The organism is Roseovarius sp. B-10, assembly GCF_056859295.1.
In genome coordinates this window covers 24,598-42,265 of record NZ_JBSXOE010000021.1, presented here as the reverse complement: position 1 = coordinate 42,265, position 17,668 = coordinate 24,598, and the positions used below count along the sequence as shown (strand labels likewise).

Genomic DNA, 17,668 nt, shown 5'->3' with positions numbered 1-17,668 from the left:
TTCTGCCGTGCCTTATGGCTGCCGAATCCTAAAAGGGCCTGAGCGGTGCGCAGGTTGCAGCCATATCGCCGTGCCGGGGGCGGCCCGGCGATGCGCGGCGGCGTGCAAGCACGCCTCGAATCCGCGCATTGGCACCAAGACCTGAAAGACCGCTACAGGCCAATCGCGCCCCTCACAGGGCGGTGTGGAGGCGCTGCCACTCGGCTGCTGTCGCGGCGAGACCGAGGCGCAGCCAGTGCCGCGAATAGGGGAAGATGCGCGACCAGATGCGATGGCGCGCGAGATGCTCTTGCGCCGCCGCCGCATCGGGGGTGGCGTAGGTGCGAAAGAGCGGCGTGCCGCCGACGAGCGACCAGCCCGCACGGAGGCTAAGTGCATCGAGTCGCGCAGCATCGCGGGTGAGGCGGGCGACGGTTTCGGCCTGCCACGCGGTGTCGCGGAGGGCCTGCGCCCCCACCGCGATTGCCGGGCCGGAAACGGGCCAGGGCCCCGCCATCCCGGCAAGATGGCGGGCGATTTCCGGGGACGAGAGGGCGAAACCCAGGCGCAGACCGGCCAACCCGTAGAACTTGCCGAATGACCGCAGGACGAGGATGTTTTCCGGCCCGTCGTGCAGGCGCGGGGCGAGCGACAGGCGTGGTTCGGGATCGGCGAAGCTCTCGTCCACGACCAGGAGCCTGACCCGGTCGGCAAGCGCCATCAGGCGGTCGGGATCGTGGCGGGCGCCGTCGGGGTTGTTGGGGTTCACCACCACGGCGCAATCGGCCCCGGCGAGGGCGTCAAGGCTCAACGCCTCGTCCACCGCCCAGCCCCCGGCGCGCAGGGCGGCGGCGTGCTCGTTATAGGTGGGCACGAGCACCCGGGCGCGGCCCGGCGCGACGAGTTGTGGCACCGCCTGGATCGCCGCCTGCGCGCCGGCCAGCGGGGTGATGTGGGCGCGGGTGCCGTAGGCCTCTGCCGCCGCCGCGCGCAGGCGGGCCATGTCGGCGCGGGTGGGCAGCGCGGCGAAGGCGCGTGGCGGAAGGGCGGGCAGCGGGTAGGGCACCGGGTTGATGCCCGTCGAGAGGTCAAGCCAATCGTCCGCGTCGCCGCCGAAGCGGCGCTGCGCGGCGTCGAGATCGCCGCCGTGATCGCGGGGGGCGTTGTCCATGCCGTCTTAGACCAGCCAGAGGACCAGAAGCGCAAGCGCGAGAAGCGTCATCGCGCGGGCATAGAGCGTCAGCGCGCGGCGCATCCGCGCCGCCCCGGGATCGGGCGCGCCGGGGTTGAGCCACGGCTCTTCGCTGACATGCGTGTCGTAGCGACGCGGCCCCGAGAGCCGCACGCCCAGCGCCCCCGCCATCGCCGCCTCGGGCCAGCCCGCGTTGGGCGAGCGGTGGTTGCGGGCATCGCGCAGCATCACCCGAAGGGCGCGGGCGGCGCGGCGCGGCGCAGCCAGCGCGAAAAGCAGCCCGGTCAGCCGTGCGGGGATGAAATTGGCAACGTCATCGAGGCGGGCGGCCAGCTTGCCAAAGGCATCAAAGCGGTCGTTGCGGTGGCCAATCATCGAATCGAGCGTGTTGATGGCCTTATAGGCGGCGATGCCGGGCAGGCCCGCCACCGCGCCCCAGAAAACCGGGGCCACTATCCCGTCGCCGGTATTCTCGGCAAGGCTCTCTATCCCGGCGCGGGCCACGCCCGCCGCGTCGAGGCGCGCCGGGTCGCGGCCCACGATCATCGCCACCGCCGCGCGCGCGCCGGGCAGGTCGCCCGCCGCCAGCGGCGCGGCGACGGCGGCGACGTGATCGTGCATCGACCGAAGCGCAATCAGCGGCCAGGCCAGCACGCCACCCAGAACGGCGCCCAGGGGTCCGGCGGGCAGCATCCACTGCACCGCCAGCGCGGGGAGCGCGGCGAGCGCCACCACGGCCAGCGCGGTGATCGCCCCGGCGATCAGCCGCCGGTCGCGTGCCCCGGTATTCCAGCGCGCCTCGAGCGCCGCGACCACCGCGCCGAGCCACGTCACCGGATGCCCGATCCGGGCATGGAGCCAACCGGGCCAGCCAAATGCGAGGTCGAGCGCCAGCCCGACCAGCATCATTCCGGCAAAGCTCATTCCGCACCGCCGGTTGCAAACCCGAATACACCCGACAGCCCCGCGTCGCGCAGGGCCGCCGCCACCGCGTCCGGCACCTTGCCCGGAGCGAAGATCAGCGCCCGAGCGGTGCCGGTATGCGCCCGCGCATGGCCCAGCGCGCCCAGATCGCGCGCCAGCGCGTCGATCGGATCGTCGGGGCCGCGCAGGGCGGTGCAGCGCCGCGCGGATTCGGTGGCGATACCGGCCACGGCCGCGAGATCATCGCGCGCCACGGCCCCGCGCCAGAACGACACGAGGTCCGAGATATCGGGGAAATCATGATCTTCGGGGTCGGTGCGTTGGGGCGTGCCCAGATAGCCGCCCACGATCTCGCAGCGGGGCGGCGGGGCGAGGTCCTCGAGGTTGCGCGCCTCGCGCGAGGCCCAGAGCAGCCGGTCCGGGGCGGGATGCATCAGCGGATCGGTCGCGCCCTCCACCGAGAGGCAGGCACGGGCCAGCGCCTGCGGGTCGCCCTGCCATCCCGCCGCCCGTGCGCTCGCCACGAGGCAGGCGGTCGAGGCCCCGGCGCCCGCGCCCATCGGCATGTCGGGGTCGAGCCCCGGCCATGCGACGGGGCCAAGGCCCAGCGCCCGTGCGAAACCGGCCACGGCGCGGGGCGGGAACAGACGGTCGATACCCGGCCCCTGCCCCGGTGCCGCCACCGCCAGCGCCGGGCAGGCCAGCGTCACCAGCGCGACCGGCCCATCGGGGCCGAGCCGCCCCTGTATCCATTCACCGAAATGGCCCGGCACGCGCGTAGCGGGCCGGGCCATCGGGGTCGTTGTGTCAGCCATCTTTGCCGCTCCCGTCATCCTCTCGTGTTGTCACGCGAGGATAACGAAAAGTCGAGGCCGAAACGCGGGCCTAGTGCACCACGGCGTCGGCGGGCGGCTCCTGTGTCGCGGTGCCCACGCGCTCGCCGATGATGAGCCCGTCGGGGCCGGCGGTCACCGGCACGGTGCTGCCGTCGAGGATCTCGCCCGACAGAAGCGCCTCGGCCAGCGGATCCTGCAACGCCTTCTGGATCACGCGCTTCAATGGGCGCGCGCCATAGACCGGGTCATAGCCCTCGTCGGCGAGCCACTGCCGCGCGCTGTCGTCCAGCTCGAGCCGGATCTTGCGGGTGGCCAGCCGCTTGAGCAGGCGGCGCATCTGGATGTCCACGATGCTGGTCATCTGCTCGCGGGTGATCCGGTCGAAGACCACGATCTCGTCCAGCCGGTTGAGGAACTCGGGACGGAAATGCGAGCGCACCGCCTCCATCACGTCGCGCTTGGCGGCCTCGGCATCGGCCCCCTCGGGCAACTGGCTGAGCGCCTGGCTGCCAAGGTTGGACGTGAGCACGATGGTCGTCTGCTTGAAGTCCACCGTCCGGCCATGCCCGTCGGTCAGCACGCCATCGTCGAGCACCTGCAACAGCACGTTGAACACCTCCGGGTGCGCCTTTTCGACCTCGTCGAACAGCACCACCTGGTAGGGGCGGCGACGGACGGCCTCGGTCAGCACGCCGCCTTCCTCGTAGCCCACGTAGCCCGGCGGTGCGCCGATCAGGCGGGCGACGGAGTGTTTCTCCATGAACTCGGACATGTCGATGCGGACCATTGCCGAATCGTCGTCGAAGAGGAACTCTGCCACGGCCTTGGTCAGCTCGGTCTTGCCCACGCCGGTGGGGCCAAGGAACAGGAAGCTGCCCAGCGGCCGGTTCTCGTCGTTGAGGCCCGCGCGGGCGCGGCGCACGGCGTTGGCCACGGCCTTGACGGCGGTGTCCTGCCCGATCACGCGGCGGTGGAGGTTCTCCTCCATGCCCAGCAGCTTCTCGCGCTCACCCTCGAGCATCTTGGCGGTCGGGATGCCGGTCCAGCGTTCGACGACCTGCGCGATCTGTTCGGGGCGCACGGCCTCTTCGACCATGATATCGTCATCGCCTTGTTGCTCGGCCTCGACCAGTCGCTTTTCAAGCTGCGGGATCACGCCGTAGCTGAGCTCGCCCGCCTTGGCGAGATTGCCCTCGCGCTTGGCGATGTCGAGTTCGGCGCGGGCGCGGTCAAGTTGCTCCTTGAGGTCGCGGGCGCTGGCCAGCTTGTCACGCTCGGCCTGCCATTGCGCGGTCATCTCGGAGGATTTCTCCTGCAACTCGGCCAGTTCCCGCTCCAGCTTGGCGAGCCTGTCCCTGGAGGCGGCATCGTCTTCCTTGCGCAGCGCCTCGCATTCGATCTGCTTTTGCAGGATGTCGCGGTCGAGCGCGTCAAGCTCCTCGGGTTTGCTGTCCACTTCCATGCGTAGGCGGCTTGCCGCCTCGTCCATCAGGTCGATGGCCTTATCGGGCAAAAACCTGTCGGTAATGTAGCGGTGCGAGAGGGTCGCCGCCGCAACAAGCGCCGAGTCGGAGATGCGCACGCCGTGGTGCAGCTCGTACTTCTCCTTGATGCCGCGCAGGATCGAGATCGTGTCCTCGACCGTCGGCTCCTCGACGGTGAGCGGCTGGAACCGGCGGGCAAGGGCTGCGTCCTTTTCCACGTGCTTGCGGTATTCATCGAGCGTGGTGGCGCCGATGCAGTGCAATTCGCCGCGCGCCAGCGCCGGCTTGATGAGGTTGGCGGCGTCCATCGCGCCATCGGTCTTGCCCGCGCCCACAAGGGTGTGCATCTCGTCGATGAAGAGGATGATTTCACCGGCGGCCTGCGTCACCTCGTTGAGAACGCCCTTGAGCCGCTCCTCGAAATCGCCGCGATATTTCGCGCCAGCGATGAGCGCGCCCATGTCGAGCGCGAGCAGGCGCTTGTTGCGCAAGGACTCAGGCACGTCGCCGTTGACGATGCGCAGAGCGAGACCCTCTGCGATAGCGGTCTTGCCGACGCCCGGCTCACCGATCAGGACGGGGTTGTTCTTGGTCCGGCGGCTCAGGATTTGCATGGCGCGGCGGATCTCGTCGTCACGGCCGATGATCGGGTCGATCTTGCCCTCGCTGGCCCGCTTGGTGAGATCCTGTGCGTATTTCTCCAGCGCCTCGTAGGTGTCCTCGGCGCTTGCCGTGTCGGCGGTGCGGCCCTTGCGCAGGTCGTTGATCGCCTCGTTGATCTGCTGCGCGCTCACGCCACCGGCGTCGAGCGCCTGCTTGGCGGGGCTTTTCACAACGGCCAGGGCGGTGAGCATCCGCTCCACCGGCACGAAACTGTCGCCAGCCTTCTGCGCGAGCTTCTCGGCCTCGGCCAGCACCTTGCCGGTCTGCTGGTCCATGTAGGTCTGCCCGGCATCGCCAGAGACCTGCGGGATTTTTGCCAGTGCGAGGTCGTTGGCCTGCGTCACCCGCGCGGCATCGCCGCCCGCGCGCTTGATGAGATTGGCGGCAAGGCCCTCGGGGTCGTCCAGAAGCGCCTTGAGCAGGTGTTCGGGGGCGAGTTTCTGATGGCTTTCGCGCATCGCGATCGTCTGCGCGGCCTGGATGAAACCACGCGACCGCTCGGTGAACTTGTTGAAGTCCATGAATTTTTTCTCCTTTCGCAAGCGTTCCCTCGTGGCGCACCCTCGAGCGGCATGCACCAGCCGGAACCTCGGTTAGTGAGATGGGGAAGCCGGGAGGGCGGTTCAAGTCAGGACGGGTGGAAATCCTGCCTCCGACTTCTCCCGGGGCTTGACGTGCACCCTGCCCGCCGCGACAAGAGCCACGACTTGCCCCGGAGACGCGCCCATGACCGCCGCAGATGACCGCCTGATCGTCGCCCTCGACCTGCCCGACGCCCATGCGGGGCTGGAAATGGCCGAGGCGCTGGGCGACGCCGTGAGCTTCTACAAGATCGGGCTGGGGATGCTGACCGGCGGCGGGCTGGCGCTGGCAAACGAGCTCAAGCACGAGCACGGAAAGCGCGTGTTCCTCGACATGAAGCTTTTCGACATCGGGGCCACGGTCGAGGCGGCGGTGCGGGGGCTGGCGCGGTTCGATCTCGATTTCCTGACGGTGCATGGCGATCCGCACGTGGTGCGCGCGGCACGGGAGGGGGCCGCGGGCACGCCCTTGCGCATCCTCGCCGTCACCATCCTCACCTCGCTCGACCGGGGCGATCTGGATGATGGAATGATGAAGCCGGGCGCGGTGCCGGACCTCGTGGCCGAGCGCGCGGGCCGCGCGTTCGATGCCGGGGCCGACGGGGTGATCGCCAGCCCGCGGGAGGCGGCGATGATCCGTGCGCTGCCCGAGGCGGCGGGCCGCCTCATCGTCACCCCGGGCGTGCGCCCGGCGGGCAGCGCCCTTGGCGATCAGAAGCGCGTGGCCACGCCCGCGCAGGCGATCGCGGACGGCGCCGATCACATCGTGGTGGGACGCCCGGTCTGGGCATCCGATGATCCCCGCAACGCCGTGAGCGCGATCCTCGACGATATCCGCAGGGCCTGATTCCGCAGGTCGCTGTTATCCCGCCCGGCTGCGCGTGAGGTCGAGGAAGACATCCTGCAAATCCGCCTGTTCGATGCGCAGGTCACGGATCTTGATCCCGGCAGCGCGCACCGCTTCGAGCACCGACTCGGCAGGGGTCTCGCGGGCGCGGTAGGTGATCTCGATTGTGCCATCGGCGTGGTGAGCGGCCTCGATCCCGCGCCCCTCCGGCAACGCGGTAACGGGCGCGTCGGGGGTGAGGATCATGCGCCGCCCGTCGAGCCGGTCCAGAAGCCGCGCAGTGCTGTCGCGCGCCACCACCGCGCCCTCGTTGATGATGGCGATCTCGTCGCACATCTCCTCGGCCTCTTCGAGGTAATGGGTGGTCAGGATGATCGTCATCCCCTCGCGGTTGAGGCGGCGGATGTTTTCCCAGAGCATCGCGCGCAACTCGATGTCGACGCCCGCAGTCGGCTCATCGAGCACGAGGATGTGGGGGTGATGGACCAGCGCCTTGGCCAAAAGAAGCCTGCGTCGCATGCCGCCAGACAGCGTGCGCGCGTAGGCCTCGGCCTTGTCCTCGAGCCCGACGAGCCGCAATATCGCATCGCTGCGCCGCTCGCGACGCGGCACGCCGTAGAGTCCGGCCTGCACTTCGAGCGCCTCGCGCGGAGTGAAGAACGGGTCGAGGTTCAATTCCTGCGGCATCACCCCGATGGAGGCGCGGCTTTGCCTCGGGTTGCGGTCCTGGTCGAAGCCCCAGATCGTGACCTGCCCGGCGGTTTTCACCACCAAACCGGCGAGGATGTTGATGAGCGTCGATTTGCCCGCGCCGTTGGGGCCGAGGAGGCCGAAGACCGAGCCCTGCGGAATGTCGAGGTCGATGCCCTTGAGCGCGTGTTTTTCCGGGCCGTGGCGCCCGCCCGCGTAGGTCTTTACCAGACCCCGGATTTCGATGGCACTTGCCGCCATGCCGCTCTTGCCCCCCGCCTCTTGTTCCAGCATAGTCCGACCTAGTCCAATGCACCGCAAAAGGAAACGCCCCGATGGTAACGCAGGCCCCGGAAACCCGTATCGTCGACAATTATCGCGTGGCCTGCGACGGCGGCGATGGGGCGCTTGGCCATCCCCGCGTATGGCTCCAGATTCCGCGCGAGACGGGCTATGTGGAATGCCCCTATTGCGACGCCAAGCTCGTCCATCGCGATTTCGAGGGCAAGGTCTGAGCGGCCCGGCTTGTCTTATCCAGATTAGCCAATATTATCTGAATCCGCTAATCCTTGATAACATGGATAAGACATGGACCCGAGGCGCAATCCATTCGTCCCCAGTGCTGGCGTTCGCCCGCCTGAATTCGCGGGACGCGAGTGCCTCGTAGAGCAGACCTCGATAGCCTTCGACCGCATCAAGACAGGGCTTCACGCGAACTCGATGTTTCTGCTCGGACTGCGCGGCGTTGGCAAGACGGTGCTGCTCAACGCGCTTCATGAGGATGCGAAGGCCAAGGGATTCGAGACCATCAAGCTGGAAGTTCCGGACGACTCGGGCGGTCATCTGGTGAAGGGCCTCGTGCCGGGCCTGTCGGTCATCCTGCGCCGCCTGGACCGCATCGCGAACATGGAACAAAAACTGGGCCTTGCGACCGCAGCCCTGCGAAATTTCGCGGCGATTTTCAGGATCGAGTACGAAGGATTCGGCATCGGCGCGACGCCTGCGACACCGGACGCAGGTAGCGGCGATCTGGAAGCCGACCTCCCCGAGTTGCTGCGGCTGGTGGCCGAGGCGGCGGCGGCCCGCAACAGCGCCATCGGAATTTTCATCGACGAAATCCAATATCTTTCGAAAGCCGAACTGTCCGCGCTTGCACGTGCCTTGCACGAGGCGGCGCAATCGGGCTTCCGTCTGATCGTGATCGGTGCTGGTCTGCCGCAGATCGCAGCGCTTGTGGGCGACGCGAAATCTTATGCCGAGCGGCTGTTACTGTTTCCCGAGGTCGGCCCGCTGAACGAAGACGCCGCATGTCGGGCGCTGCGCGAGCCGATAGAACGCTCCGGGGCGAGAATAGACGACAACGCGCTTCAAATGATCATTCAAGAGACACAAGGCTATGCCTATTTTCTCCAGACTTGGGGAAAGTTCGCCTGGGATGAAGCGAATGACGACAGGATAACGGAATCGGACCTGACCGACGCAGCCCCCGCAATTCTTACCCACCTTGACATGAATTTCTTCCGCGTGCGCTTTGACAGATGTTCGGAACTGGAACAGAAATATCTGCGAGCGATGGCCGAACTCGGTCAGGGCCCGCACCGAACGGGAGATATCGCAAATGCGCTCGGCACGACAAGCAGCCAGGTTGCCGCGACGCGTAGCAAGCTTATCAAGGCAGGGATGATATATTCCCAAAGGCATGGGGAGACTGCGTTCACGGTTCCTCTCTTTGACCGGTTCATGCTGCGGGCGATGCCGCGTCTCGTGCCGTATTCGGCGAGAAAAGGGACAAGAAAATGAGTTTTGGCAAAGGCTGTCACCTGCACCTGATCGACGGGTCGTCCTTCATCTTTCGCGCGTATCACGCGCTGCCGCCGCTGACGCGGAAATCCGACGGGCTGCCGATCGGGGCAGTGGCGGGGTTTTGCAACATGCTGCAACGCTATGTGGAGGGCAATCACGGCCCCGACGCGCCCACCCATGTGGCGGTGATCTTCGACAAGGGCAGCCACACCTTTCGCAACGATCTCTATGATGCCTACAAGGCCAACCGCGAGGAGATGCCCGAGGACCTGCGCCCGCAGATCCCGCTGACGCGCGAGGCGACGCGCGCGTTCAACATCGCCTGCGAGGAGATCGAGGGGTTTGAGGCCGACGACATCATCGCGACGTTGGCCTGCAAGGCGCGCGACCTGGGCGGGCGGGTGACGATCATCAGTTCCGACAAGGACCTGATGCAGCTTGTCGGCGGCGGCGTGGAAATGCTGGATGCCATGAAGAACCGGCGCATCGACGTGGACGGCGTGCGCGAGAAATTCGGGGTGGACCCGGAGCGCGTGGTCGATGTGCAGGCGCTGGCGGGTGACAGCGTGGACAACATCCCCGGCGCGCCCGGCATCGGCATCAAGACCGCCGCGCTGCTGATCAACGAGTTCGGCTCGCTGGAGGAATTGCTGGAGCGTGCCGGTGAGATCAAGCAGCCCAAGCGGCGCGAGACGCTGATCGACAAGCGCGAGCAGATCGAGATGTCGAAGCGGCTGGTGCAGCTCGACTGCGACACGCCGCTGGAGTTCACGCTCGACGATCTGGAGGTGCGCGACCCCGATCCCGACACGCTGCTGGGGTTTCTGGCGGAGATGGAGTTTCGCACCCTGTCGAAGCGCATCGCCGAGGCGCTGGGCCGGGAGGCGCCGGTGATTCCCGAGCCTGCTGCGCCAGAGACGGCAGAGGATGCGCCAAAGGCGCCCGAATGGCCCGCGATAGAGCCTGATTCCTACGAGCATATCAGCGACATGGACGCGCTCGGGCGGTGGATCGAGGCGATCCGGGCACAGGGCTACGTGGCGCTCGACACCGAGACCACGTCGCTCAACGAGATGCAGGCCGATCTGGTGGGCGTATCGCTGGCCACCGCGCCGGGGCGCGCCTGTTACATCCCGCTGGCGCACAAGGGGGGGGCGGCGGACGATCTGTTCGGCTCAGAGGATCTGGCCGAGGGGCAGGTGCCGATGGCCGACGCGCTCGCCGCGCTGAAGCCGGTGCTGGAGGACGACGCGATCCTCAAGATCGGGCAGAACATGAAATACGATGCCAAGATCCTCGCGGGTCACGGCATCACGGTGACCCCCATCGACGACACGATGCTGATGTCCTACGCGCTGCACGCGGGCGAGCACGGGCACGGGATGGACACGCTCAGCGAACGCTACCTGAGCCACGAGCCGATCCCGATCAAGGCGCTGCTGGGCTCGGGCAAATCCGCGATCACCTTTGACCGGGTGCCGGTGGAGGAGGCGGTGAAATACGCCGCCGAGGATGCCGATATCACGCTGCGGCTGTGGCTGACCTTCAAACCGCAATTGCACCGCGCGCGCGTCACCACCGTGTACGAAACGCTGGAGCGGCCGCTGGTGCCGGTGCTGGCAGAGATGGAGCGGCACGGCGTCAAGGTGGACCGCGACACGCTGCGCGCCATGTCGGGCAAGTTCGCGCAGAAGATGGGGGAACTGGAAGCGGAGATACACGCGCTTGCGGGGCGATCCTTCAACGTCGGAAGCCCCAAGCAACTGGGTGAGATCCTGTTCGACGAGATGGGGCTGGAGGGCGGCAAGAAGGGCAAGACCGGGGCCTATGCCACCGGCGCGGACGTGCTGGAGGATTTGGCGACCGAGCACGAGCTGCCGGCGCGCGTGCTCGACTGGCGGCAGCTATCGAAGCTCAAATCGACCTACACCGACGCGCTTCAGGATCATATCGACCCCGACACCGGGCGCGTGCACACCTCCTATGTGCAGACCGGGGCCAACACCGGGCGGCTCGCCTCGACCGATCCGAACCTGCAGAACATCCCGGTGCGCAGCGAGGAAGGCCGCCGCATCCGCGAGGCGTTTGTTGCAGAAGAGGGCAACCTGCTGGTCAGCCTGGATTATTCCCAGATCGAGCTGCGCATCCTTGCCCATGTGGCGGGGATCGACACGCTGAAGCAGGCGTTTCGCGAGGGGCACGACATCCACGCCATGACGGCAAGCGAGATGTTCGGCGTGCCGATGGACGAGATGACGCCCGAGGTCCGCCGTCAGGCCAAGGCGATCAATTTCGGGGTGATCTACGGCATTTCGGGTTTCGGCCTTGCGCGCAACCTGCGTATTCCGCGCTCCGAGGCGCAGGGCTTCATCGACCGCTACTTCGAGCGCTTCCCGGGCATCAGGGATTACATGGATGAAACCGTATCCTTTGCCAAGGAACACGGGTTTGTTCAGACGCTGTTCGGGCGCAAGATTCACACGCCCGAGATCGGGGCGCGCGGCCCGCGCGCGGGATTTGCCCGCCGCGCCGCGATCAACGCGCCGATACAGGGCACGGCGGCAGACATCATCCGCCGCGCGATGATCCGGATGCCCGACGCGATCCGTGATCTGCCCTGCAAGATGCTCTTGCAGGTGCATGATGAATTGATCTTCGAAGTGGCGAAGGATGGTGTTGACCGCCTGATCGGGGTGGCGGGCGAGGTCATGCAGGGCGCTGCCGACCCGGCGGTCCATCTCGACGTGCCGCTGGTGGTGGACGCGGGACAAGGCGGAAACTGGGCCGAGGCGCATTGAAGGATTGAACCGCCACGGGATTTTGTCCCCGTTTGGGAATCAGAAGCCGCCTGCGGTCACATGTGGCCCCGGCCCGTGTGAATACGCCGGTGGTTCGATGGGAACCCGCGCGTCCTTAACAAGGGCTTTCCGCCACGCGCGGTCGCGACAGAGAATTTCAACCCGGGTTCCCGAGAACGGGCCGCGTTTCAACCGGTGTCGCGTTACCGCGCATGCCAAGAACGCAGGAGCTGCCATGAACCCATTTGCCAACCGTTCCCTGTCGCTGTCAGGCCCGGCCACCGACACCCTGCCGGTGGTGCCGGACGATACCATCGACCTGCCGCACGTGGCGGTCGGTCTCTATACCGAAGCCGGCGGCGCGATCAGTATCGTGACCGTGAGCGGCGAGACGCGCACCGTCACGGTCGCCGATTTCTCTATCCTGCCCGTGGGCGTGCGCCGGGTGAACGCCAGCGGCACCACCGCCAGCGGTATCCACGCCCTGGTCGTTGCATGAAGACCGTCACCGATATCAGCGTGACCAGCGCCCACCGGGTGTATCGGGCCTTCAGCCCGGCGCGGCTCTTCGCAAGCTCCGAGGACGGCGCGTGGTATGATCCGGGCGACCTCGGCTCGCTTTTCCAGGATGCGGCGGGAACCGTGCCGGTCACGGCCCCGGGCGATCCGGTCGGCTACATGGGCGACAAGTCCGGCAACGGATACCATGCCACGCAGGCGACCGCCGCCGCGCGGCCCATCCTGCAACAGGACGCGGGGGGGCGGTATTATCTCGATTTCGACGGAGTGGACGATTTCCTCAGCGCAGGCGACGTGCTCGATCTTGGCGCCAGTGACCGCACCGCCGCGTTCGGCGTGCAGGTGCCGGACACCGGCACGACGGCCTTTCTGAGCAAGAGGGGGTTCGGCGCGAGCGCCCCGGGCTGGGGGGTGCGGTCAGCCGAACAGCGGCTTCAGATCGAATACGATGACGGCGTATCGCTGGTTGTCGCATCCATCGGGGATGCCGCGGGCCTTGCGGATCGTGCCGTTCACATTGCGGAAATCGAGTTCGGGACCGAGGCGCGCAGCTATCGCAACGGGGTGTTGTCGGCGGCGCGGGTCGATCTGGCCGGTCACGGCGACAGCACCGGCGCGCGAAACTTCCAGATCGGCGGCCAAGCCCCCTTTTATGCCGATATGCGCCTTTATGGTACCCTTGTCCGAGAGGGGCTTCTGAGGAGCAGAGACCGGGGGGACGTGCTGGCGTACCTCGCGAACAAGGCGGGAGTCGCGCTGTGACACCGGGTTATGCGTCGCCGCGGTTATCGCGGGGCAGTGCCTGACGATCGAAAGAGACGGCCTTGATCAATGCGACGACGGGCTGCCCCTCGCCCAGCCCGAGATCCGCGACGGCCGCGCGGGTGACCCGCGCGCGCAGGTGTTGGCCGCCCACATCCATAAGCACCTCGGCAAATGCGGTTGCCGCCTCCGGCTCGATGCTCAGCACGCGCGCGTCAAGCGCGTTGCGGATGCTCAGGCCCTCGGGGCGGCTCAGCGCCAGGGAAACGTCGCGCGCCCGCACCCGGAGCCGGACCTCTTGTCCCGGTGCAAGCGCGATCTGCGGAACCTCGAGCCAGGCGGAGCCGATATCGACGCGGCTCAGATGCAGGGCCATGTCCTGCGCGGCGATCCGTCCGGTCAGCATCACACCCGCCTCGAACCTGCCCTGAACACTCGAGAGATCGAGCCGCTCGAGTGTCTCGGCCACACCTCCGGTCGCCGCGATGCGCCCCTCGGCGAGTGCCACGATGCGATCGCAAAGCTGCGTCACCTCTTCCAGCGCGTGGGTGACATAGATGACGGGGAGGCCGAAGGCGTTCGGCAGGCGCCCGATATAGGGCATGATCTCGCCCTTGCGGCGCGTGTCGAGCGCGGCGAGAGGCTCATCCATGAGCAAGAGCCGCGGCCGCGCCAGAAGCGTCCGGCCGATGGCCACGCGCTGCTTTTCTCCACCGGAGAGCTGGTTTACGCGGCGCTCGAACAAGGGGGCGAGATCGAGGACATCGACCACGTCGTCAAACGAGTACCGGGCGGAAACGCCCGCGGCGCGCCTGTGCGCGTAGTCCAGGTTGCCGCGCGCGGTCAGGTGCGGAAATAACCGCGCGTCCTGAAAGACGTAGCCCACGCCACGGCGATGGGGTGGCAGATAGGCGCGCGCGCCCTGCCAGACCTCGTCGCCGTAGGCGATCCGCCCCTTCGCGCCGCGCTCGAATCCCGCGATGACGCGCAAGAGGGTGGATTTGCCACAGCCCGAGGGACCGAACAGCGCCGTGATCCCTTGGCCGGGGAAAACATGCGCGACTTCCAGCGTGAACGCGGGGTAGCGGACGCGGACATCGGTTGACAGATCGGTCATGGCCTCACCCGACATGGACAGGAAAGCGGCGGTTCAGGCTATAGACCGCGAGCAGGACGGAGAACGAGAACACCAGCAGGATTGCCGCGAGGCTGTGGGCGGCGGCGTAGTTGATCGTTTCGACTTCTTCGTAGATCTGGATCGAGACGACCTTGGTCCTGCCGGGAATGTTGCCACCGACCATCAGAACCACGCCGAATTCGCCGATCGTATGCGCAAAGGTCAGCACCGTCGCTGTCAGGTAGCCGCGTACCGCCATTGGCGCCGCCACGCTGAAGAATGCGTCGCGCGGAGACGCCCGCAGCGAGGCCGCAGCCTCGAGCGGCGCGTGCCCGACCGCTTCGAACGCGCCCTGCAGGGGCTGCACCATGAAAGGCAGCGAATAGAGCGCCGAGGCAACGATCAGGCCCGTAAACGAAAAGGTCAGCGTGGACCCCGTCGCCGACAGCCACAGGCCGCCAAGGACCGACTCCGGGCTGAGAAACACCAACAGGTAGAAGCCCAGCACCGTGGGCGGCAGCACGAGCGGAAGCGCAGTGACCGCTTCGACAACGGATTTCAGACGAGACCGGGTATGGGCCAGCCACCATGCGACCGGCGTGCCGACAAGCAGCAGCAGCAGCGTGGTAATCGCCGCAAGCCGGAACGTAAGCCAGAGGGGGCCGAGGTCGGGCACATCCATATCAGCCGTCCGTGCCGTAGCCGAAGCGCTCGATCACCGCCGCGGCCCCGGGCGTGCGCAGGTAATCCAGAAACGCCTGCGCCGCCGCGTTGTCCGCGCCGTGGCGCAGCAACACCGCGTCCTGCCGGATCGGCGCGAACAGCTCCTGCGGCACATCCCAGCGGCTGCCCTTGGTCCCGGTGCGCGGGCTCAGCACGGCGGAAAGCGCGACGAAGCCCAGTTCGGCGGCGCCGGTGGCGACCATCGAGTTGGTCTGACCAATATTCTGCCCCATGACGATCCTGGGCTGAAGCACCTCCCAGAGCCCGAGGGATTGCAAGGTCTCGCGCGCGGCCACGCCGTAGGGGGCGAGGTCCGGGTTGGCGATGGCCACGAAGCGCAGGTCGGGGTCTTTGAGTGCCGCGCGGCCATCCGCGCCGATGCGGTCGGGATCGGTACTCCACAGCGTCAGTCGCCCCACGGCATAGGTGAAATCCGTTCCCGCGACCGCTTTGCCGTCCTCCAGCAGGCGCGCGGGGGTGGCCGCGTCGGCGGACAGCAGCAGATCGAACGGCGCGCCGGCACCGATCTGGGCATAGAGCTTGCCGGTCGAGCCGGTGGTCAGCTGCACGTCGTGTCCCGTCGTCTCGCGAAACGCGGGCAGGAGCGCCCCTGCCGTCTCGGCAAAGTTGGCGGCGACGGCTGCCAGCGCGCTGTCGGCACGCGCGGCAAGCGGACCCGCCAGCGATGTGGCGAAGACGAGCACGGCGAGCATCGCGCGGCGAGACAGGATCCGTGGCATCGTGCGGTGGCTCCGATTGGATATATTTAACAAAACATATCGCAAGCGTATTTCTGAACTGTCAATCGTTATTTTTCTCCGGGAATATCGCCGAGAAGCGATTGCAACGCGGCAAGACGCGCGGCCCCACCCTCGGCCGCGTCGGTTTCGAAAGCACGGTAGAGCGACAGCACCTCTCTCCCGAGATCGGTCAGCACCGCGCCGCCACCGCCGGGGCCGCCGCGTGTGCTCTCGACCAACGGACCACGAAACATTGCGTTCAGCGTTCCGATCAACTCCCAGGCGCGCTTGTAGCTCATGCGCATCTCGCGGCCCGCGGCGGCGATTGACCCGCAGCGGTCGATCCGTTCCAGCAAATCCGCCTTGCCGGGCCCAATCATCTCGTCATCGCCAAAGACGATGCGGATGCGCAAACGGGGCGGATGTTTCCGGGATGCCATATCGGTAACATCCTCCCTCGGGGGCGCGAATTCAAGCGGTTTGAACCAACGCTGACGGGGGTTTTCGGCTGCGATGCCGCGCCACTGAAACGATCGCCCTGCCCGCAGAAACCGAATTACCGCCTGGTATCCGGCGACTGTCAGTGTGGTCGCCACGGGTGCGTGGCCCGCTCTTGCAGCCAACAGCGGCGGCGCTGGATCAAAGAACGCGCGGCGAACGATCGCTGTCATACCAAGTATCAGACTACACTTTTCAGGAGAGTGAATCATCTGTAACTATCTAATGAGTTGAATTGCGCCTCGATGTCGGCCACTTTCAGACGAGCGCCTGGCCGAATGGCGAGTGGTGGAGCGCGGCAAGGCATTTCAATTCAACCATGACGGCATCACGTCCCGTGTCCGGGTTCTGGAGGAAAACATGCGTGTACTCATTCTGGGGGGAGATGGCTATCTCGGCTGGCCCACGGCAATGGATTTCGCGGCCGCCGGCCACGAGGTGATGGTCGCGGACAACTACATGCGGCGGAATATTGCCGAGGCGACGGACAGTGACGCGCTGATCGGCGCCCCCTGCCTCAGTGAGCGCGCTGCCATCTTCGAGGCGGTCGGCGGCAAGCCGATCAAGGTGCGCATCGGCGATCTGTCGGACCCCGAGGTGATGTTTGGCCTGGTGCGCGAGATGCAGCCCGACACCGTCGTGCACTATGCCGAACAGCCCTCGGCCCCCTACTCCATGCGGGGCTTTCGCGAGGCGCGCGAGACCTTCCGCAACAATCTCGATGTCACGTTCAACTGCATCTGGGCGGTCAAGGAGCACGCCCCTGACGCACATATTGTCAAGCTCGGCACCATGGGTGAATACGGCACGCCCGATATCGACATCGAGGAAGGATGGATCGAGATCGAGCACAAGGGCCGCAAGGACACGTTCCTCTATCCCCGCGCGGCGGGCTCGCTCTATCACACCACCAAGGTGCTCGATACCGACCTGCTCTGGTTCTATGTGCGCGCCTGCGGGCTACGGGTGACCGACCTGATGCAGGGGCCGGTTTACGGAATTTCAACCGACGAGGCCGATCTCGACCCGCGCCTGTGCCCCAATTTCCATTATGACGACATCTTTGGCACCGTGGTGAACCGGTTCCTCGTTCAGGCCGTCGCGGGGGTGCCGCTCACCGTCTATGGCGGCGGCGGGCAAACGCGCGGCTATCTCAACCTGCGCGACACGCTGCAATGCGTGCGCCTCGCCGCCGAACACCCCGCTGAGCCCGGCGAGTTGCGCATTTTCAACCAGTTGACCGAAACCTTCACCGTTAACGACCTGGCCGAGCGGGTCCGGCAGGCCGGAAGCCAGATGGGCCTCGACGTCGAGATCAGGTCGATCCCCAATCCCCGCAAGGAAAAAGAGGAACACTATTACAACCCCGCGCATAGCGGGCTGGCCGAGCTGGGGCTGAAACCGCATTACATGTCAGAGGCCGTGCTGGGCGCGATGCTGGAACGCATCATCGAGAACCGCGACCGTATCGTGACCGACCGTATCATGCCGCGCGTGCGCTGGAGCTGACGG

Annotated in this window: 16 protein-coding genes; 7 read left to right on the top strand and 9 right to left on the bottom strand. The window is 66.7% G+C overall.

Going from position 1 to position 17,668, the window contains the following annotated elements; all coding sequences use genetic code 11:
• Positions 1 to 172: 172 nt before the first annotated feature.
• From cobD to clpB, 4 genes are all read right to left on the bottom strand, one after another.
• Positions 173 to 1,150: a threonine-phosphate decarboxylase CobD gene (gene cobD / locus AC13D8_RS03380; protein ID WP_482967619.1), complete on the bottom strand. Its 978-nt coding sequence runs from the start codon at positions 1,148 to 1,150 to the stop codon at positions 173 to 175.
• A 6-nt stretch (positions 1,151 to 1,156) separates the two neighbouring features.
• Positions 1,157 to 2,095, bottom strand: coding sequence for an adenosylcobinamide-phosphate synthase CbiB (cbiB, locus tag AC13D8_RS03375; RefSeq protein ID WP_482967618.1), 939 nt, complete (start codon positions 2,093 to 2,095; stop codon positions 1,157 to 1,159).
• A complete protein-coding gene (locus AC13D8_RS03370; protein WP_482967617.1) occupies positions 2,092 to 2,910 on the bottom strand; it encodes a propanediol utilization protein in 819 nt (272 codons plus the stop codon). Before AC13D8_RS03370 ends, cbiB begins: the two co-directional genes overlap by 4 nt.
• A 70-nt stretch (positions 2,911 to 2,980) precedes the next feature.
• A complete protein-coding gene (clpB, locus tag AC13D8_RS03365) occupies positions 2,981 to 5,599 on the bottom strand; it encodes an ATP-dependent chaperone ClpB (protein ID WP_482967616.1) in 2,619 nt (872 codons plus the stop codon).
• A 205-nt stretch (positions 5,600 to 5,804) separates the two neighbouring features.
• Here clpB and pyrF point away from each other — a divergent pair, with 205 nt between their 5' ends.
• The gene (gene pyrF / locus AC13D8_RS03360) at positions 5,805 to 6,506 is read left to right on the top strand and encodes an orotidine-5'-phosphate decarboxylase (protein ID WP_482967615.1); all 702 of its coding nucleotides are present in this window, start codon (positions 5,805 to 5,807) and stop codon (positions 6,504 to 6,506) included.
• 15 nt (positions 6,507 to 6,521) lie between these two features.
• Here pyrF and AC13D8_RS03355 read toward each other — a convergent pair whose 3' ends face one another.
• Positions 6,522 to 7,457 (bottom strand): ABC transporter ATP-binding protein, encoded by a 936-nt coding sequence (locus AC13D8_RS03355; RefSeq protein ID WP_482967707.1) that lies wholly within the window; start codon positions 7,455 to 7,457, stop codon positions 6,522 to 6,524.
• A gap of 74 nt (positions 7,458 to 7,531) precedes the next feature.
• Between AC13D8_RS03355 and AC13D8_RS03350 the strand changes: the two genes are divergently transcribed.
• The 5 genes from AC13D8_RS03350 (at position 7,532) to AC13D8_RS03330 (ending at position 13,078) form a co-directional block, all read left to right on the top strand.
• Positions 7,532 to 7,711: a zinc-finger domain-containing protein gene (locus AC13D8_RS03350; protein WP_482967614.1), complete on the top strand. Its 180-nt coding sequence runs from the start codon at positions 7,532 to 7,534 to the stop codon at positions 7,709 to 7,711.
• 73 nt (positions 7,712 to 7,784) lie between these two features.
• Positions 7,785 to 8,996, top strand: coding sequence for an AAA family ATPase (locus AC13D8_RS03345; RefSeq protein ID WP_482967613.1), 1,212 nt, complete (start codon positions 7,785 to 7,787; stop codon positions 8,994 to 8,996).
• On the top strand, positions 8,993 to 11,797 hold the full coding sequence (polA, locus tag AC13D8_RS03340) for a DNA polymerase I (RefSeq protein WP_482967612.1): 2,805 nt from the start codon (positions 8,993 to 8,995) through the stop codon (positions 11,795 to 11,797). The genes AC13D8_RS03345 and polA overlap by 4 nt, the downstream gene beginning before the upstream one ends.
• Before the next feature lie 235 nt (positions 11,798 to 12,032).
• A complete protein-coding gene (locus tag AC13D8_RS03335; protein ID WP_129434728.1) occupies positions 12,033 to 12,296 on the top strand; it encodes a spike base protein, RCAP_Rcc01079 family in 264 nt (87 codons plus the stop codon).
• Positions 12,293 to 13,078 carry a hypothetical protein gene (locus AC13D8_RS03330; protein WP_482967611.1) on the top strand — a complete coding sequence of 262 codons (786 nt, stop codon included), beginning with the start codon at positions 12,293 to 12,295 and terminating at the stop codon, positions 13,076 to 13,078. The genes AC13D8_RS03335 and AC13D8_RS03330 overlap by 4 nt, the downstream gene beginning before the upstream one ends.
• Positions 13,079 to 13,085: 7 nt before the next feature.
• Here the strand turns inward: AC13D8_RS03330 and modC are convergent, their stop codons facing one another.
• The 4 genes from modC to AC13D8_RS03310 all read right to left on the bottom strand — a co-directional run bounded on the left by modC (position 13,086) and on the right by AC13D8_RS03310 (position 16,098).
• Positions 13,086 to 14,195 (bottom strand): molybdenum ABC transporter ATP-binding protein, encoded by a 1,110-nt coding sequence (gene modC, locus AC13D8_RS03325; protein WP_482967610.1) that lies wholly within the window; start codon positions 14,193 to 14,195, stop codon positions 13,086 to 13,088.
• 4 nt (positions 14,196 to 14,199) lie between these two features.
• Positions 14,200 to 14,877, bottom strand: coding sequence for a molybdate ABC transporter permease subunit (gene modB, locus AC13D8_RS03320; protein WP_104020261.1), 678 nt, complete (start codon positions 14,875 to 14,877; stop codon positions 14,200 to 14,202).
• Between the two features lies 1 nt (position 14,878).
• The gene (gene modA, locus AC13D8_RS03315) at positions 14,879 to 15,658 is read right to left on the bottom strand and encodes a molybdate ABC transporter substrate-binding protein (RefSeq protein ID WP_482967609.1); all 780 of its coding nucleotides are present in this window, start codon (positions 15,656 to 15,658) and stop codon (positions 14,879 to 14,881) included.
• 68 nt (positions 15,659 to 15,726) lie between these two features.
• Entirely contained in the window at positions 15,727 to 16,098 is a 372-nt protein-coding gene (locus tag AC13D8_RS03310; protein ID WP_482967608.1) for a winged helix-turn-helix domain-containing protein, read from the bottom strand.
• A gap of 418 nt (positions 16,099 to 16,516) precedes the next feature.
• Here AC13D8_RS03310 and AC13D8_RS03305 point away from each other — a divergent pair, with 418 nt between their 5' ends.
• Entirely contained in the window at positions 16,517 to 17,665 is a 1,149-nt protein-coding gene (locus tag AC13D8_RS03305; RefSeq protein ID WP_482967607.1) for an NAD-dependent epimerase/dehydratase family protein, read from the top strand.
• The last annotated feature ends 3 nt before the right edge of the window (positions 17,666 to 17,668 follow it).

Coding starts and splice junctions, on each gene's coding strand:
- AC13D8_RS03305 (WP_482967607.1), top strand. CDS start 16,517: ATGCGTGTACTCATTCTGGGGGGAGATGGCTATCTCGGCTGGCCCACG.
- pyrF (WP_482967615.1), top strand. CDS start 5,805: ATGACCGCCGCAGATGACCGCCTGATCGTCGCCCTCGACCTGCCCGAC.
- AC13D8_RS03330 (WP_482967611.1), top strand. CDS start 12,293: ATGAAGACCGTCACCGATATCAGCGTGACCAGCGCCCACCGGGTGTAT.
- cobD (WP_482967619.1), bottom strand. CDS start 1,150: ATGGACAACGCCCCCCGCGATCACGGCGGCGATCTCGACGCCGCGCAG.
- modC (WP_482967610.1), bottom strand. CDS start 14,195: ATGACCGATCTGTCAACCGATGTCCGCGTCCGCTACCCCGCGTTCACG.
- modA (WP_482967609.1), bottom strand. CDS start 15,658: ATGCCACGGATCCTGTCTCGCCGCGCGATGCTCGCCGTGCTCGTCTTC.
- AC13D8_RS03310 (WP_482967608.1), bottom strand. CDS start 16,098: ATGGCATCCCGGAAACATCCGCCCCGTTTGCGCATCCGCATCGTCTTT.
- clpB (WP_482967616.1), bottom strand. CDS start 5,599: ATGGACTTCAACAAGTTCACCGAGCGGTCGCGTGGTTTCATCCAGGCC.
- AC13D8_RS03345 (WP_482967613.1), top strand. CDS start 7,785: ATGGACCCGAGGCGCAATCCATTCGTCCCCAGTGCTGGCGTTCGCCCG.
- AC13D8_RS03335 (WP_129434728.1), top strand. CDS start 12,033: ATGAACCCATTTGCCAACCGTTCCCTGTCGCTGTCAGGCCCGGCCACC.
- AC13D8_RS03370 (WP_482967617.1), bottom strand. CDS start 2,910: ATGGCTGACACAACGACCCCGATGGCCCGGCCCGCTACGCGCGTGCCG.
- AC13D8_RS03355 (WP_482967707.1), bottom strand. CDS start 7,457: ATGGCGGCAAGTGCCATCGAAATCCGGGGTCTGGTAAAGACCTACGCG.
- modB (WP_104020261.1), bottom strand. CDS start 14,877: ATGGATGTGCCCGACCTCGGCCCCCTCTGGCTTACGTTCCGGCTTGCG.
- polA (WP_482967612.1), top strand. CDS start 8,993: ATGAGTTTTGGCAAAGGCTGTCACCTGCACCTGATCGACGGGTCGTCC.
- AC13D8_RS03350 (WP_482967614.1), top strand. CDS start 7,532: ATGGTAACGCAGGCCCCGGAAACCCGTATCGTCGACAATTATCGCGTG.
- cbiB (WP_482967618.1), bottom strand. CDS start 2,095: ATGAGCTTTGCCGGAATGATGCTGGTCGGGCTGGCGCTCGACCTCGCA.